We start from the raw sequence: 15163 nt of genomic DNA, 5'->3' as shown, positions 1-15163 counted from the left end.
AGCTCAACCTGGTCGCCGTGCGACAGCAAGAATGCTCTTGGCAAGTATCTTCGGATTCTGCGAATCAACACCGCGCTCTAGCAAGTAAATCAGCTTCGTCACCATGCGCCATAAGGAAGCCGCCAAGGCGTAAAATGGACGCCGCCAGCGGCCCTGCCCAAGCACTGCCCCACGAACCACTGCCACATCCAAACCTGCAGCCTCCAACAGACTGCGAAGCGACTGCTCCGAGTACATAGTCTGGATCCCAACGTCTTTGGCAGCGGTGTATCCAGCGGTTAGGAGGGCGGCGTTGAAAACTTCCGCAATGATCATACCTCCCGGACAGAGGGCGTCCGAGATTTCGCGCATTCGCTGCAGCGCTTCATGTCTTGGAAAATAGTAGAGGACATCCTTCGCAATGATGAGATCGAATTGCGCCTTGTTGTCGCGCAGGAACTGCGAAAGATCCGATATGTGCTGGAGATAGCTGCGAACATGCGCCGGAGCCAGCGCCAAGACGTTGGGATCTACATCAATCCCGCGTAGGTTCCTGTAACCCTTCTCGTGTAGATACGCCAGCATTCGCCCCGACCCGCAGCCGATGTCGAGGGCGCGACAGTCGCGATCCTGAGGCAGATAGGGGCCGTAGTTGTTTTCAAACACTACGCAACCCCCGCAGCTTCTTCATAAGCCTGTACGAATTGTAAGACGCGGAATAGTGAAATATCTGGGCCAACTTACCGTGAAAACCAAGCGCATTGCTCGCCCGAGGCAGCTGCGCCCGGTCACGCGAGGCGCGGATATCCAGCACGTATGCAGGCTTCCCACGAAGAGCCTCATAGTCCGGGTGAGGATAGTACGGTGGCAGGGGATCCGTTGGACTACCCCACCTTTCCATCGTTGCGCTATTGGAGAACTTCGAAAAGAGGTCCCTCATGACATCGAGGCGTCCATGGACGAATTCTTTGGTGCCGTGAAAATGAATCGGCACGTTGAGCAACACCAGGCCATCTATCTTTGTCACGCGGAAACACTGATAGAGACCCCATTCCAGCGTACAGCCATGCTCACCCCAGTGCTCCATCGTCTGATTCCCGACGACGATGTCGAAAGATTCGTCGGAATATGATAGTTCCGCTAGATTTTCCAACCGGGTGGCAATCGTCGGAATCCCATAGTATTCGGACAAGACATCGAGTCCGTGATAGTCCGAGCCGATCATCTGACAATGATCCTTGATCTTCGACCACGTGCCGCAGCCGATCTCCAGAACGCTCATGCCGGGACGGATTAGCGGAAGATACGAATCCACAATCGCTACCGCGCACGCACCCGTTGGTGGCGGGGGTAGCGGACGCATTAATTCACGTTTCGCACGTTCATGAACGCGGCAGACATCCCCATCCCGCCATTGACAGTCCTTACAAGCCGGCATTCAAAAGCTCCCAGCTGGAGAATCAGACGCGACGGTCGCGTTTGAAGAATCCTGTTACGCATTCGCACACATACGCGATGCCTTCTTCACTGAGGTGTGGCCCGATCGGAAGGCTCAAAACCCGATTGGCAAGTTCGTCAGCCACCGGGAAAGTGCCCGGTGGAATCAAAAGATCTGCGTAAGCTCTTTGTCGGTAAGGCGGCAATGGGTAGTGAATCAGCGTTCCAATGCCGCGCTCTGCGAGATAGTGCTGCAGCTCACTCCTTCGCTCTGTACCGACGACATAGAGATGCCAGCACGATTCGCAGCCTTCTGGCTCGATCGGCAGAACGAGACCTTCAATCTGTGCGAAGGCTTCGTTGTAACGCTGTGCCCAGTGTCTTCTTCGTGCATTCCACGCATCGAGATAGGGAAGCTTCACATTCAAAGCTGCAGCTTGGAGCTCGTCAAGGCGACTGTTGTGCCCTCGCATATCATTGTAGTACTTCACCCGCGACCCATAATTGCGTAGCGTCCGAATTCGCTCCGCAATCGCGGCGTCGTCGGTCACGACCACCCCGCCATCGCCGAATGCTCCGAGGTTCTTCCCTGGATAAAAACTAAACGCTGCAACATCTCCCAGCCCACCGGCGCGCTTGTTGAAATATCTGGCGCCGTGCGCCTGTGCAGCATCCTCGATCACATGCAGTCCATGATCATTGGCAATCTTGCGAATCGCCTGCATCTCGGCGGGCAATCCGTAGAGATGAACGGGTAAAATAGCCGCCGTACGCGATGTGATCGCGCGCTGTACTTCACTGGGATCGAGGTTGCGGGTTAGCGGATCTGGCTCGACGAAGACGACCTTGGCGCCCACTCGAGTAACCGCCAGCGCGGTTGCTATGTATGTGTTCGATGGAACAATGACCTCATGTCCGCTGCCAACTTCCAGCGCCTCCAGGCACAACGCCAGAGCATCCAATCCGCTGGCTACGCCAACACAGTGCATTACATCAAGGTAGTCCGCGAATTCTTGCTCAAAGGAAGCGACTTCCTCTCCGAGGACGTACCAACCCTTGACGAGAACTTTATGGAATGCCTCATCGATCTCCGCTTGCAGTTCGCGATACGCAGGAGCAAGTTCCAAGAAGGAAACCTTCATCCCCGGATCTCCTTCATCACTTCCAGGTAGCTATCCCAGTCGCGAATGTAGTCGGACTCATCGTACGGAGTACTGGCAAAAACCAGGCAGATCGCATCTGGCGTAAAGTCGTACAGACGGTCCCATATCATGGGCGGGACGTAGACGCCTCGCGTCGGTTCATTCATCAAATACGTGCGAGTTTTCTGACCGTCCGTGAGATCAAGCGAGAAGGAACCATGGATTGCAATAACAAATTGCTCGGTGGTGCGATGGGCGTGCACGGCACGTTCGGAATCTTCCGGCACTGCGTAAACGTAGAAGACCCGAGAGACGGGAAAGGAGATTTCCTCCTGATTGGCGATTGTCAAGCAACCTCTAGGATCGAGCTTGTTCTGCAGTTCCACCCACTTTGCAAAGCTTAGATCCATATTGCCTCCAAGTCAGAGCACGCTGCACTGTCGAAGTTAGGGGCGACAAACCAAATACTGAGTGTGGCTACTTGCCCGGCAAGGTGGCAGATGTGCATCAGTCTGCAGCTTCAGTGTCAAACGGTACTGCCCATGTCGTAGCCACTCGGAAACAGGAGGAACACGCTACCCAGATTCAACACGTGGTCGGGCCGGGGTCTTCATTACGCACGGTCGGCGAGCAATTGAAATGGGGCGCCAGCATCGTCGCTCGCGAGCTTCACCACAGCGCCCCCCAACAATCCAAAAACAGTTAGAAGTGCCGGCGTACGCAAAGGATAATCGACCCAGGAATGCAGGATCACGACCAACAACGCCATCATGGCGCCCAAACCCGTCGTGCGTGAACTTGATCGGGCAGGCAGCTTCATCAATCGGCGCACGCTGAGACCGAGCACGGCGAAGGCGGCCAGCAAGCCGAATACTGCAAGCACGCCACCTTCAAGCCACAACTGGGCGTATTCGTTGTGCGCGCTGTTGATGTATTCGTCGCGCAACACGGAAGCATCGACGCCTTGAGAGTACAGTGGAATGAACCCGCCGATGCCGCCGCCCAGTGGCGCTTGCGCGAAACCGATCATTGTCGTTTGCTCCGCCAGCATGGAGCGTATCGCGTCGACCTTGTCGCCTCGCGTCCAACTCATCGCACTGTAGACGCCGATCACCAACGCAGTCATGGTGATCAGGAAGAACAACTGCGTGGGAAGGTGGTGGCGCAGACGGTCGAACGGAATCGCCCCGCACGCCAAGACGAACGCGACCGTCGGCACGATAGCGATAATCGGTGCCGCGCGCGATCCTGTCATCGGAATCGCGACCACAAACAACGCGGCCAATGCGGCGTAAACCCATGGGAGCGCGTGCGCACCATCACCGGGCCGGGCGCGACGACGCGCATCGAGCATGAGGGCGACCGATAACACCAGCGCCATCGCGAGAGCTGTTGCCTGGTGGTTGGGGTTGGCGAACACGCCGCCCATCTCCGGCACCCACTGCGGGTAGGGATTGAGAATGCTGTGTTGTTCTGCGCCGAGTTGCGCGATCCCCAGCAGCATGCTGAATAGAGCAAGGCCAATTACGACGCTCAAGACGCGGCGCAATGCGCTTCGCCCCAGGGTGATGGTGGCGAAGAACAGCGCTACGGCCGGCAGCAGCAACAGCAAGCCACGTTCAGTCGCGCCAGGCACCAGGCTCCAGCGATAACGAGGCCCGGTCACACCGGCTGCGGCGAGGTCGTGTTGAAGCGATACGCGCGCCGGCGACAGACTCCACAACCACTCCGGGACCGGTAGAAGCTGCAGGAATGGAATCAGTACGATCAACGCTACCACTCCGGTGCCAAATCTCACTGATCCGAGGCACTTGCAAGCTATCAATCGCGTCAGCGCATAGAGCAGAACCGGGATGGCCAACACTTGCGCGCTCATGACGCCGATCCCGCTTTCCTGGGAGCTGCCTCCGGTAACAAAACACACGATCAGGAGCACGCACATCAGAATGAATAGAGGGCGGTCGTGGCGTTGCGCCTGTGCCTCGGAATGCATTGGCGAATTCACCCAGTTTCCTCGCGTTGCTGAAGCCATTGAAGCAATTTGCGACCTCGAGAGGCGGCGGCATCGACACGGGGACAGCTTAGGTTCCTCGTTTCATCTTCTCGCGACGTAGTAATCGTGAATCAGCGCGCGAAGTTGGCAATCCCGCGTTCCATCAGCATCTAGCCGGCAGCAGACTACGTGAATCATTTCGGTGGTATCGGCTTTCGTATGCAGCACATCGTCTCCTCGCAGCGGAAAAGTTCCATCTTCGCTATGTGGCCGAGACATCGCACAGACGCTTCGATATACCACAAAAGCTCCACCCACCCGCTCATCCCAAACATTTTTGTCTTTGAATAAGTAACCTTGAATTGACACGAATTGATTGCAGCAGAGCGTTGGCGCGTGATTGTGGTCGAATCGTTCCGTTCAAGCTCACGTTTTTCGTTTCAACACGACGAAGCGCTGACGACACCAATTCCATTGCGGCCATCAACGTTGTCGCCGTAAAAAATTCGCGAACGACCACGAGTGCGCGTCGTTCATATATAAAGCAATATACCAAGCCTACTGCGAGCGAAAAAACGGAAATCACGAGAAGGGCCGCAAGTGATCCCGCGTCCGGCAAGATGCGGCGAAACCCACGCACGGCGATGGACAAAACCGGGCCGTGACTGAGATAAATCGAATAGGAGGCAGCTCCCAGCGTCATCATCCATCGCCTCGGATTCCAACACCTCGCTGTTGCCGACGAAGCTCCTACGATGAGCGCGGAAAATCCGAGTGCGAGTAGCCAGCGGCTCGGTTGCTGCTGACTTGCTTCAAATACAACAACAACTGCGCCGACCACGGCAGCCGCGATGGCAACCCTCGCAGCAACGCCCTTGCGCGTCAGGTAATACACGGCAACCCCCAGAAGAAAGCAGAGATTGAGCGGTGAAAGCAGATATTCCAGGCCTCGCGCAAGCGGCTGGCCAAGCCACACGTAGCAGCCAATGGAGATCGCCCACAACGCCAGAAGGCTCCAGAGCGCGTGACGCCACAAGAAGAACAGGGAGAACAACGCATAAAAAATGATTTCATGAACCAAAGTCCACGCGACCGACAGCGCGGGTGGACTGTTCGATGGCAAAAGGGTCAGCGATGTCAACAACCCAGGTGAACGGTCAGCAGCACTCAAGTGCGGCCACACCAGGTACAGCATAAACATCGTAGTGCCTATTGGCAGATAGGGAACATAGACCCTAACTATCCGCGCTCTCGCGTAGTCGACGAGCCCGCGACCCGTCTCAAGAAGCCGATTGCTGGAATAGGCGATGATGAATCCCGACAGCACGAAGAAGAAATCTACACCGAGATACCCATTCGAAATCAATACGTGCGGCTCTCCCGAGGGACCGATGAAGTTAGTCACAGACTGATTGGCGTGGTAAACCAGCACCCAGCACGCCGCGACGCCACGCATCACTTCCAGCCATTGCAGCTTCTGGGTCATAGCTCAAAGCCGCCCATCTATCGCATCCCCATCCGATAATGGCCAGCCAGATGTCACGCAGTGAAATACCGACGGGCATCGTCAACTGTCGCACTCCCCTCGTCAGGAGAGCCCGTGCATTCGTCGTCGCGTATTGACACATAGCTGCATGATGCCAGTGACGGTGGTCCATGATGCACTGGCATGCACGCTAAACGTTGGAGAAAGGCAGGCCAGTCCAACAAAGCGTCCCGGATCATTGAACCCAGGCAGTTCTTGCAACACGTCTATACCGTCGACCCGAGAATCTCGCCCACCAGATCAGCGGCTTATCGGCTGACTATCGTTGTTACTGAGGTTATCAACGATCACCCCAGCGGCCACGACGTCCGCGACGACGATCGCCACGGTTCCGGCTCCGCCAGGCAGGACGCCGGCTCGGCACTCATCCTCGATGGTGTAAACACCCGGCTTGTCGTAGGCGAGCTGACAATGGTGTTTGTATATAACCGTAGCCGAGCTGTCCTTGGTGACCATCAGTCGCTCATCCTTCGTCAGCTGCTTACCCGTAGCGACGGTAACAAAATCTCCGCCTGTGCTGGACATCACGACGCCCTTATTCACCTGGAGTGTCGGCAAGTTTGAGTCTTGCAAGTCCTGCTGCGCATAGGTCGGAAGCGATATCGCTGCAACGACCACGGACAAGGTCGCACTCCACGCTGATTTGTACATAGCCGATGTGTACATACCTATGCTCCTTATTAGAGCTTGTTAAAATCGAGTCTAGATCAACCCATTCACTGAGGCAATACCCTAGTCGTTAGTGTTTTAGTGGGCAAAATTTTCACCTTGGCACGATGGTTGCCGAGATCGCGACGTCATCTATCCAGATGTCGCCCAATACTGTTTTTCCGGCAGCTGCGGCACCGGGATTGTGCAGCCGCAGCCGTTGGGCTGGGCAATTGTTCGCGGGAATGACAAAGGGGGTATCGAATTGCCTCCAGTCGAAGCTACCTTCGAGCAACGCACTCACAGCAAGCGGCGCGCGCTCTCCCTGACAAGCGATTGCCCACTGCAATCCCCTGTCGCTACTTAAAGCCTCAGCGCGTGCGCGAAAATGTAGCAGATACGTGCCCGGTGCCAGCAGCAGCGTTTGCTCGAAATTGACTTGCGGAACCCTGCGACCTGAAAAGGCAACTTTGGCTGCAAATGCGCCTGTCGCGCCGATGGCGGGAACGCGGCCGATAGTCACACCTGCAGAATTCGAAATGCGCCAATCGAAGCCTATATTGGTAGGTTCAGTCTCGAAGCCACCGTTGTATACGACCGGCAACACCTCGCCTGGCGCAAGCGCCAAGCCGCCCGCCCAGCGACTGTAGGCCTCACCCCATAGGCCTGCCTTGATCAGACGATCGAGCCAGCGACCACTTTCTTCGACGGATAGGATGCCCTCGCGCTGCAAAGCGCCGAAAACCGCGTCCACAGCGCCGACGCTACCGCGGGCCAGCAATGCTGAGAGGACGCCATCTCCCCACGTCGGTTGGCTACCCAAAATTCGTGTCAGTGCCTGCGAGAATTCGGGCGCATCGGCAAGCTTGACCAATACCGGAAACAGTTTGCTCCCCTGCCCCGGCGAGATCCGCAAAAGGACGTTGATTTGAGCAAGCGCTTCGTCGTAATAGCCGTCGCGCAGTAAGGCCTCAATGATCCAGGCTCGGCTGTGCAGATCGCGTGGTTCGCGAAGCACTGCTATCTCGTAGAGAGTGCGCGCCTGGGTGATATCACCGACCTCCTCTGCTGCGGTGGCGAGCACACTGAAAGCGCGCCCTTCCAGAGGTTCATGGCGTAGCAATTCACGTGCGGCTGTTACAGCGGCTTGCGGATGCTTGTCTCTCAACTCACGCTGTGCGAGCGCAAGCAAAGCGCCTGGATGATGCGGCTCCAAAGCCAGTGCAGGCTCCGGCTCGACGCTGGCGTAACGGTCAGCAAAATTCGTGACGATGACCCGCCACGCTGTCACGCCAGCCACGAGAAACGCAACAGAAAAGACTACGCATCGCTGCAGCGTTATCACGGAGCCGGCACCAGTTCGACGCGCGTCACCAACCACATCCGCTCCCGCCAGATCATGCTCAGAGAAAAGTGACCCGATTCGGAGACAATGCGCCCGTTGTGCAGGCAGTATTCGGCACTGAGCGCGGCAGCATCATCGGATATCCGCCAAGTACCATCGGTGACCTCAAATTCGCCCGCGGCGCGCAACTGAGTGCGATCGTGCAAAGCAATATGCTCTCGTTCCGCGCCTATCTGACCACCCGCATTGCTCCAGACGGGCGGAGACGGTGTGCGGAAGCCACCAAAATACGCAGTCAAGTCCGTTACGCGCTGACGCGCCAGCTCGACGCGAGCGACTGCGTCAACCGAAGGTGCGGATACGTGAGAGGCGCTTTGCGCGAAGGTTTCGGACAATAGTTGTTCGTTGCGCGCGGCTGCCGGTGCCGACGTCGAATTGGATTGTGTCGGCGCCGACGCGGCTGGCGCCACACGCTGTTTTCTCGCGCCGCTGTCAAGCACGTTGGCAGGCATTTCAAGGGTCATACTATCCGCCAAGTTGGAATTCGTCGGTCCGAGTACATGGTCCAGGGGATCAGCAATGGATCTGGGTTGACGACCTGTTTTCGAGGCCGTCACCGAATCAGACTCGGCCGGGCGCTCACTCGCGCCCGGCACTACCGCGCTCGCACGCTCAACGCTTGATTTGGGGTCGGCCAAAACAACCGCTTCGGGATAGGTCCTCGCCGACAGATTTGGCGTGGCGATCACATCGTCGCTCTGCGCAGCACCGGTCTTGTAGTGATGCCGTGCGTTCGCCGCGACAAGGTGCGGGGATGCGGCTTGCACTCCTGCAGCGTTGTCAGCGTTGTCATTGGGCTCGCCGGGATCGGCCGCGAGATTCGCCGTCGCAGATACCCAGATATCGGCTGGCATCGTGGTACTTGCTGACGCCACTACTGGACGTGACCGTATCTTCGATTCAGCGGGGACAGCGACCGGTGTCGGTATCCCCGCAATAATCGGAGCCGCGTGCGGCGGCATGGGCGCCGCTGAATCTTCGGTTCTGTCGCGTACAGGAAATCGATGCTCACCAACAGCAACCGCGGCGACCTCCGTCCTCTTCACCGCTAGCGTCGCACTGGTACGATGCGGTTCAATCGCCGTACGCGGCCCGGCCGCAACGGGCACTGTGAGTCCGATGGGAACGCCTTCTGGCTGCATCGGATCAAGACGCGTCAACGCCAGATAGAGCAATCCCAAGCAACTACCGAACGACATACCAAGAGCGATACGGTTCGGCCACGTGCCGCGTCGCTGTTCCAAGGGAACAGCTTGCCACTCGCCTGTTACCGCTGACACAACGGTGTCACGACCTGCGCTGTTTGGTGACTTGGAGTATTCGCGTTCCGCGTCATATGCACGACGAGAGGAGCTGTTGCGCAAATGCTGCCACGCCCAGTTCACTCGGGTGACCAGCAGAGAATCCCAATCGTCATCGCACCGATCCGGATGCAGCCAGTGCTGCAACCAGCGATAGTGCTCGCGAATCTGATCCGGTGACGCGTCGGATGAAAGCCCCAGGACACGATAGGCATCAGCGTCGGATGCAAACAAGACTTGCTGCAGATAAAATCGCGATGCCTCGAGAATGGTTTCTTCCTGCGCGCGGTGTCGATTCGCCGCGTCCTGCAAGAGAAGCCGACTGCCCGAGGCCAATTTGATCACCACGTCAATATCATCAGGCAGCGGTCGGCCGCGCAGCGCGAAGCGCTGGGCTGGCGCTCGGTACAGGGCCAGCGCAAGCTCCAGTGCGTCGCCGCCCATCGCCGCCCCTATTTGCCGCTCAGCCGGCGCGTTTCGCCATAGGCATAGTAGTTGCCATAGCCATACCCGCTCGCCTGCGCGTCGTACTGGGTCAGCAAGCAACCAATCAAACGTCCACGCGCGGCTTTCAGTCGCTTGATTGCCGATTGCGCTGCGGATATTCCCGTCGAGCCCGACTTGATGATCAGCAGCGTACCCTCGGCGGCATTCGCGAGAATGGGAGCGTCAGCAATCCCGAGCACCGGCGGTGCGTCGATAATGATCTGGTCGTACTTTTCTGCGCCGGTCAGCAAGAGAGAAGCGAGCTTGGGTCCAGCCAGCAGTTCCGTCGGACTCGGCGGCAGCGGACCTGACAGGATGACATCCAGGCGTTCGTCGTCCGTCTTCAGCACCGTTTGAGCCAACGTAGCTGCTCCGGCAAGTAAGCTGCTCAATCCTGCCTGCGGAGACAGACACAGAATCTTGTTCAATGTCGGGTTGCGCAAATCACCCTCTATCAACAGCACGCGCTTGCCGAGCTGGGTGAAATTTTGCGCAAGCGTCAACGCCGACGTGGATTTTCCTTCGTTCGCAGCAGGGCTGGTGATCAACAAAACCTTGGGAACGCCGCGATCCGTGGAGAACTGCAAAGCAGTGCGTACCGATCGGTAGCTCTCGGAGAACGCCGAGCGTGGATCCTTGAGCGCATTGTACGGCGACTGCTTCGTGAGCTTGGGAACGATCCCGAGCACCGCCAAGTGCAAGCGCTGTTCGATATCGAGCGGAGTCTTTAGCGTGTCGTCGAGATATTCGAGCAGCAGCGCAAGCATGACGCCCAGCATTGCGCCCACCAACAAGCCCACTGCGAGATTGAGCGAGATGCTGGGTGCGTAGCGTCTCGCAGGGACCTCGGCATGATCGACAATGGACAGGTTGCTGGATTTGACGCCACCGGCCATTCCCACTTCCTTGTATCGCTGCAGCAGGGCGTTATACAGCTGCCGATTGGTATCCACCTCGCGTTTGAAAATATTGTACTGGATGCTGCGACTGTCCACGTCGAGGGTCTGCGCGCGCAGATTCGCAAGCTGCTTCTCCAGGATCTTCTCTTGCGAAGCCGCTGCATCATATTCGGCCTTCACGGAGGCACGAATATTGGCAAGCTCATTGACAACCTGTTTTTGCACCTCGTCGATCTGGCCTTTGAGCGCGAGCATGGTCGGATAATCGGGCTTGAATGTCTGCGCTTTCTCTTGGTAATCGCCCTGAAGTTTCGCGCGTTGCTCCTGCAAGTTGCGCAAGACCGTATCAGCGAGCATATCGGCAGGCAGCGCGGCACCGCTGACCGCTTTCGCCTGATTCCAGCGCGCCTCAGCACGGATTCGCTGATCCTGAGCCTTGGCGAGCGAGGCATTCAGATCCGACAGGTTTTGCGCTTCCAGGGATGCACCATTGGCGGACGGGACAATATTTTCTTTCTGGGCGAAGTCGACCAAGGTTCGCTCGGAATCCTCCAGACGCGACTTCAATTGCGCGAGCTGATCCTCAAGATATTTCTTCGCGTAGGACGACGCTCCGAATTGCTGATCCATGCTGGAAGCGATGAAGCCATCGGCTATCGCATTGGCCACGCGCGCGGAAAACGTCGGCAAAAGGCTGTCGTAATGAATTCGAACCAAATGCGAATCACGGACGGGCTCAATCACCAATCCGTCCTGAATGAAAACAGTGGCGCGGCGCCGTTCCGCCGCATCCGCGTTGGCCGGTGGCGGGGCGGCTCCGTTGGCTACGCGCTGTGGCCCAGGTTGATTGGTCGCGGGTGCGCCCAGACTCAGCAATCCGCGCAAGCGTTCGAACCAGGATGCCGGCTGCAAACTCTGAAAGATGTCGCTGCCGACCAGATTCAGGTCTTCCACCACGCGTTCAGCGAGCGCGCGGCTTTTCAATAATTCGTATTGGGTTTGATAGTACTGTCGGTCCGAGACGCCTTGTATCGGCGAAATCCCCTGAACTTGCATAACCTGCATGCCTTCGGTGTCAATCTGTAGCACCGCTGTCGCCCGATACGTAGGTGGCGTCAGCAGGGTGTAGATCAACGCCAGCGCAGCAACCGCCGAGATGACGCCAAGAATCAGCCAGCGGCGCGATACCAGCAGACGCCAGTAAGCAAGGAGATCAATGTCATCGATATCGTCATGCTGCTCATCGCTCAGCACTGTGGGCGATAGCTGTTGCGCCCGATGGATCGTCGGGACACGACGATCCGCCACCTGCTGTTCACCCAACATGGGCAAGTGGCGGTCATCGCCGGCCGGTCCGGCCGAGAAATGGTCACGTTGCATACGATATTTCTATCCGTATAAATCTATCAAATGACATCAAAGCAGCAGGAACAAGCCGATGGCGGGCGCGGCTTCGATGAAACGTCGCAGCGCCGTCTTGCTTCCGGACTGTTCCACGACCACGATATCGTCACCATAAACCTGCGGATCCTCGTTTTGCCCTGCCTGAATCTTTCGCAAATTGAATAGCGCGGCCGCCTTTTTTCCATGTACGTGGCGAAACACCACGACCCCTTCCAGATCCGCCAGAGGATCCAGGCCGCCGGCAATCGCTACAGCCTGCAGCAAGCTCGTTTTTCCGGTGATCGGATATATACCGGGATTCCTCAGCGACCCTTCCAGCGTAATGCGCTGGCTGGTGAACTCCTTGACGAAAACACTCACTTGCGGATTCTGCAAATAGGTCTTAGCCAGCTTTTCACCAATATCGCGCTCAAGCTCCGGGATAGTGCGCCCTCCAGCTTGCACTCCCCCTACCAACGGCAGCGATATCTGGCCGTTGGAGTTCACGCGAACGGCCCTGCCGAGATCCGGAACCCCAAAAACGCTGATCTCCAGCAGGTCCTGCGCGCCGATGCGGTAGTCGGAGCCGCCTTCGTACGTGCCTGCCGCACTGATCGAGTCCGGCAGCGAAAGCGGAACTCCGGGAGCGCTTTGCCGAACTGCAGGGCCGGAGCTGCATCCAACGAGCAGAACGGCGAGAAGGAAGGCAGCCGGAAGCTTGAAGAATATAGTTGTCATGTCCGTCTGCCGTCCGAAGTCGCGAATTGCGTTCCTCTCGCCAGGGATTTCCAAAAACCGCCGTTTGCTTTCAACGCACTCTTGCTGTTCGGAAGAGGCGGCAGCTCGCTCGGAGCGCTGTCGTTGACGATCCCCCGGGGCCGCGTCACAACCAGATGCTCGGCCTCCCGCGCTCCGACGCGAATGGCTGCGGCATGACGCGCTTCCGCCAACAGCGGCGGACGACGAGTTGGATGATGGGAGTCTGTGGCAAGAATGTGCACGATGCCGTCGTCCAGCATTCGCTCGGACCAATATCTTGGCTGTCGACCAAATCGACCAGTGACGCTGCCGGCAGTTATCTGCATCCATGTGCCGGATTTGACCAGGCGCGAAAACATCCGGTAGTGATCCGGCAACCAAGTCAAGCGTTCGGGATGTGTGATAACAGGTACATATCCAGCCAGCGTCAACTGGAAGACTGATTCTTCGAATCGCGGTGGTGCAACATGATGCGGAGGCTCCAGCAAGAGGTAGCGCGAGCCCGCCAGCGTCGGTACCCGTCCCGCGTCAATACCGCTCACCAGGTCCGGTTCAAGATACACATCTGCACCTTCCACCAAACGCAACGCAATCGCGCGCTGGTCCAGTTCCGCCTGGAACGCTGCAACGGCCGATCGGATGCCGCGCGTGGTGTTCTCATACATTCCCGGATAAATATGTGGCGTGCAGCCAATAGTGTGAATGCCATCTTTGACGGCGATCTGAGCCATAGCCAACGCCATGCTCAGATCGGTAGCACCGTCGTCAATTCCAGGAAGTATGTGGCAATGCAGATCGATCATACTCACGTGTCAAGTTCGCGAGCCGAGATAGGGGCCGGCCACCACGCATGATCTGCACGAAGCCATTGGAAGAAACGTATCGCCCGGGATCGTCGTGAAGTCATCCAGTACCACAGCGCGCACAGACAAACGAACGCGACCAGCAGGACAGGATGCGGAACATGCGCGCGCATGGTTACGCCGGCGATCAAACCACAAACACTACTTAACAAGGCGAGGACACACGCGGCCCGAGTAGGCCCGAACCCACCTTCGAGCATCAGATGATGTATGTGGTCGTGGTCGGCGGCGAACGGAGAACGACGTTTGCGGATCCTGCTGACCATCAAGACCAGGCAATCCATTATAGGCACCGGCACCAGCCATAGACCCAACGCGGGGCTGACGGGGTGTGTGGGGGTCTGAGTCAGGTGAAATGCACAACAGGCGATGGCCAGGCCAAGAAACGCGCTTCCCGCATTGCCCATGAATACCCTTGAGCATCGCTGCCCCGGCAATCGAAGATTGTGGAACAGAAAACCCATCACTGCGCCAATCAGAATCGGAGCTCGCTCTTGAATCAAATCATTGCCTGCGTACAGTGCCGCCGCCTCCAGCATCACCAGCGCACTCAGCACCAGCAATCCCGCCATTCCGTCGGACCCATCGATCATATTGATAGCATTGATGGTGCCAACGATCGCGCATACGGTGAACGGGACTGAGAGTATGCCGAGAGACGAGATATTCAATCCAAACGCGTCGCCCAGTTGATGGACACGAATACCTCCGACATAAATCACCACCAACGCCACAACCACTTCTACGGCGATCCTCAGTGGCCACGGTAAATCGAGCTTGTCGTCAAGTACGCCAAGGACGGTGAGGATGATCGCCGCCAAGTAGAATCCGTAGAAAGAGGGGTCGCTGTCGCCACGCATTGCGATTTCGGCCAACAGTGCGCCCATAAGCATGACGATGCCGCCCGTCGTCGGCGTGGGGCAGGCGTGATCCTTGCGCCCGGCCGGATGGTCGAACAAGTCAAATCGTCGCGCCAGGGGCGTCAGCATCCATTGCCCCGCTAATGTCAGCACAAATGCGACGGTGACGCTCGCCGTTGCCATCATCAATTGCAACACATTAGCCCCCTATTCCAAGGAGGATCGCCCATTTATTACCCAGAAGTTGCCCGCTTGATTTACAAACCCCTAAGCTATTCGTACTCTTTTCTTTATCGAACTATCACCTGTAAAATTTGACAGTGCCGCTTACGTCGCAGCTGACGATCGCCGGCCACGTTTCGTTTTTCTCGGAAGCCGTAGGGCGTCCCCATCGCCATGGCAAGTCATTACGCCGCTTGGCCCCGTCGACGGAAACCACTCACGGGGTGAGTCTCTGTCGCC

General features: G+C 57.5%; 13 protein-coding genes. All 13 read right to left on the bottom strand.

Features of this window, described 5'->3' with window-relative positions; translation table 11 throughout:
* Positions 1 to 3: 3 nt before the first annotated feature.
* Positions 4 to 645 carry a class I SAM-dependent DNA methyltransferase gene (locus ABD002_RS03850; RefSeq protein ID WP_343787336.1) on the bottom strand — a complete coding sequence of 214 codons (642 nt, stop codon included), beginning with the start codon at positions 643 to 645 and terminating at the stop codon, positions 4 to 6.
* Positions 638 to 1261: a methyltransferase domain-containing protein gene (locus ABD002_RS03845; protein WP_343787334.1), complete on the bottom strand. Its 624-nt coding sequence runs from the start codon at positions 1259 to 1261 to the stop codon at positions 638 to 640. The genes ABD002_RS03850 and ABD002_RS03845 overlap by 8 nt, the downstream gene beginning before the upstream one ends.
* 178 nt (positions 1262 to 1439) lie before the next feature.
* Positions 1440 to 2558: a DegT/DnrJ/EryC1/StrS family aminotransferase gene (locus ABD002_RS03840; protein ID WP_343787332.1), complete on the bottom strand. Its 1119-nt coding sequence runs from the start codon at positions 2556 to 2558 to the stop codon at positions 1440 to 1442.
* Entirely contained in the window at positions 2555 to 2944 is a 390-nt protein-coding gene (locus ABD002_RS03835; protein ID WP_343787330.1) for a sugar 3,4-ketoisomerase, read from the bottom strand. Before ABD002_RS03835 ends, ABD002_RS03840 begins: the two co-directional genes overlap by 4 nt.
* A 227-nt stretch (positions 2945 to 3171) precedes the next feature.
* Positions 3172 to 4563: an O-antigen ligase family protein gene (locus ABD002_RS03830; RefSeq protein ID WP_343787328.1), complete on the bottom strand. Its 1392-nt coding sequence runs from the start codon at positions 4561 to 4563 to the stop codon at positions 3172 to 3174.
* A 310-nt stretch (positions 4564 to 4873) separates the two neighbouring features.
* Positions 4874 to 6037: an acyltransferase family protein gene (locus ABD002_RS03825; RefSeq protein ID WP_343787326.1), complete on the bottom strand. Its 1164-nt coding sequence runs from the start codon at positions 6035 to 6037 to the stop codon at positions 4874 to 4876.
* 300 nt (positions 6038 to 6337) lie between these two features.
* Positions 6338 to 6721: a hypothetical protein gene (locus tag ABD002_RS03820; protein ID WP_343787324.1), complete on the bottom strand. Its 384-nt coding sequence runs from the start codon at positions 6719 to 6721 to the stop codon at positions 6338 to 6340.
* Positions 6722 to 6860: 139 nt separating this feature from the next.
* The gene (locus ABD002_RS03815; protein WP_343787322.1) at positions 6861 to 8090 is read right to left on the bottom strand and encodes a tetratricopeptide repeat protein; all 1230 of its coding nucleotides are present in this window, start codon (positions 8088 to 8090) and stop codon (positions 6861 to 6863) included.
* Positions 8087 to 9895, bottom strand: a complete 1809-nt coding sequence (locus ABD002_RS03810; protein WP_343787320.1) for a J domain-containing protein — start codon at positions 9893 to 9895, stop codon at positions 8087 to 8089. Before ABD002_RS03810 ends, ABD002_RS03815 begins: the two co-directional genes overlap by 4 nt.
* Before the next feature lie 8 nt (positions 9896 to 9903).
* Positions 9904 to 12216, bottom strand: a complete 2313-nt coding sequence (locus ABD002_RS03805) for a GumC family protein (RefSeq protein WP_343787318.1) — start codon at positions 12214 to 12216, stop codon at positions 9904 to 9906.
* 36 nt (positions 12217 to 12252) lie between these two features.
* Entirely contained in the window at positions 12253 to 12957 is a 705-nt protein-coding gene (locus tag ABD002_RS03800; RefSeq protein WP_343787316.1) for a polysaccharide biosynthesis/export family protein, read from the bottom strand.
* Positions 12954 to 13781 carry a tyrosine-protein phosphatase gene (locus tag ABD002_RS03795; RefSeq protein WP_343787314.1) on the bottom strand — a complete coding sequence of 276 codons (828 nt, stop codon included), beginning with the start codon at positions 13779 to 13781 and terminating at the stop codon, positions 12954 to 12956. The genes ABD002_RS03800 and ABD002_RS03795 overlap by 4 nt, the downstream gene beginning before the upstream one ends.
* 2 nt (positions 13782 to 13783) lie before the next feature.
* The gene (locus ABD002_RS03790) at positions 13784 to 14899 is read right to left on the bottom strand and encodes an MraY family glycosyltransferase (protein ID WP_343787312.1); all 1116 of its coding nucleotides are present in this window, start codon (positions 14897 to 14899) and stop codon (positions 13784 to 13786) included.
* Between the last annotated feature and the right edge of the window lie 264 nt (positions 14900 to 15163).

Source organism: Dokdonella soli, from assembly GCF_039523175.1.
Lineage (GTDB): Bacteria > Pseudomonadota > Gammaproteobacteria > Xanthomonadales > Rhodanobacteraceae > Dokdonella_A > Dokdonella_A soli.
This window is presented reverse-complemented; position numbering and strand designations above follow the sequence as displayed.

Bases quoted from the DNA above. Each gene is read 5' to 3' on its own strand.
- ABD002_RS03840 (WP_343787332.1), bottom strand. From the start codon at position 2,558: ATGAAGGTTTCCTTCTTGGAACTTGCTCCTGCGTATCGCGAACTGCAA.
- ABD002_RS03795 (WP_343787314.1), bottom strand. From the start codon at position 13,781: ATGATCGATCTGCATTGCCACATACTTCCTGGAATTGACGACGGTGCT.
- ABD002_RS03825 (WP_343787326.1), bottom strand. From the start codon at position 6,037: ATGACCCAGAAGCTGCAATGGCTGGAAGTGATGCGTGGCGTCGCGGCG.
- ABD002_RS03810 (WP_343787320.1), bottom strand. From the start codon at position 9,895: ATGGGCGGCGACGCACTGGAGCTTGCGCTGGCCCTGTACCGAGCGCCA.
- ABD002_RS03805 (WP_343787318.1), bottom strand. From the start codon at position 12,216: ATGCAACGTGACCATTTCTCGGCCGGACCGGCCGGCGATGACCGCCAC.
- ABD002_RS03800 (WP_343787316.1), bottom strand. From the start codon at position 12,957: ATGACAACTATATTCTTCAAGCTTCCGGCTGCCTTCCTTCTCGCCGTT.
- ABD002_RS03845 (WP_343787334.1), bottom strand. From the start codon at position 1,261: ATGAGCGTTCTGGAGATCGGCTGCGGCACGTGGTCGAAGATCAAGGAT.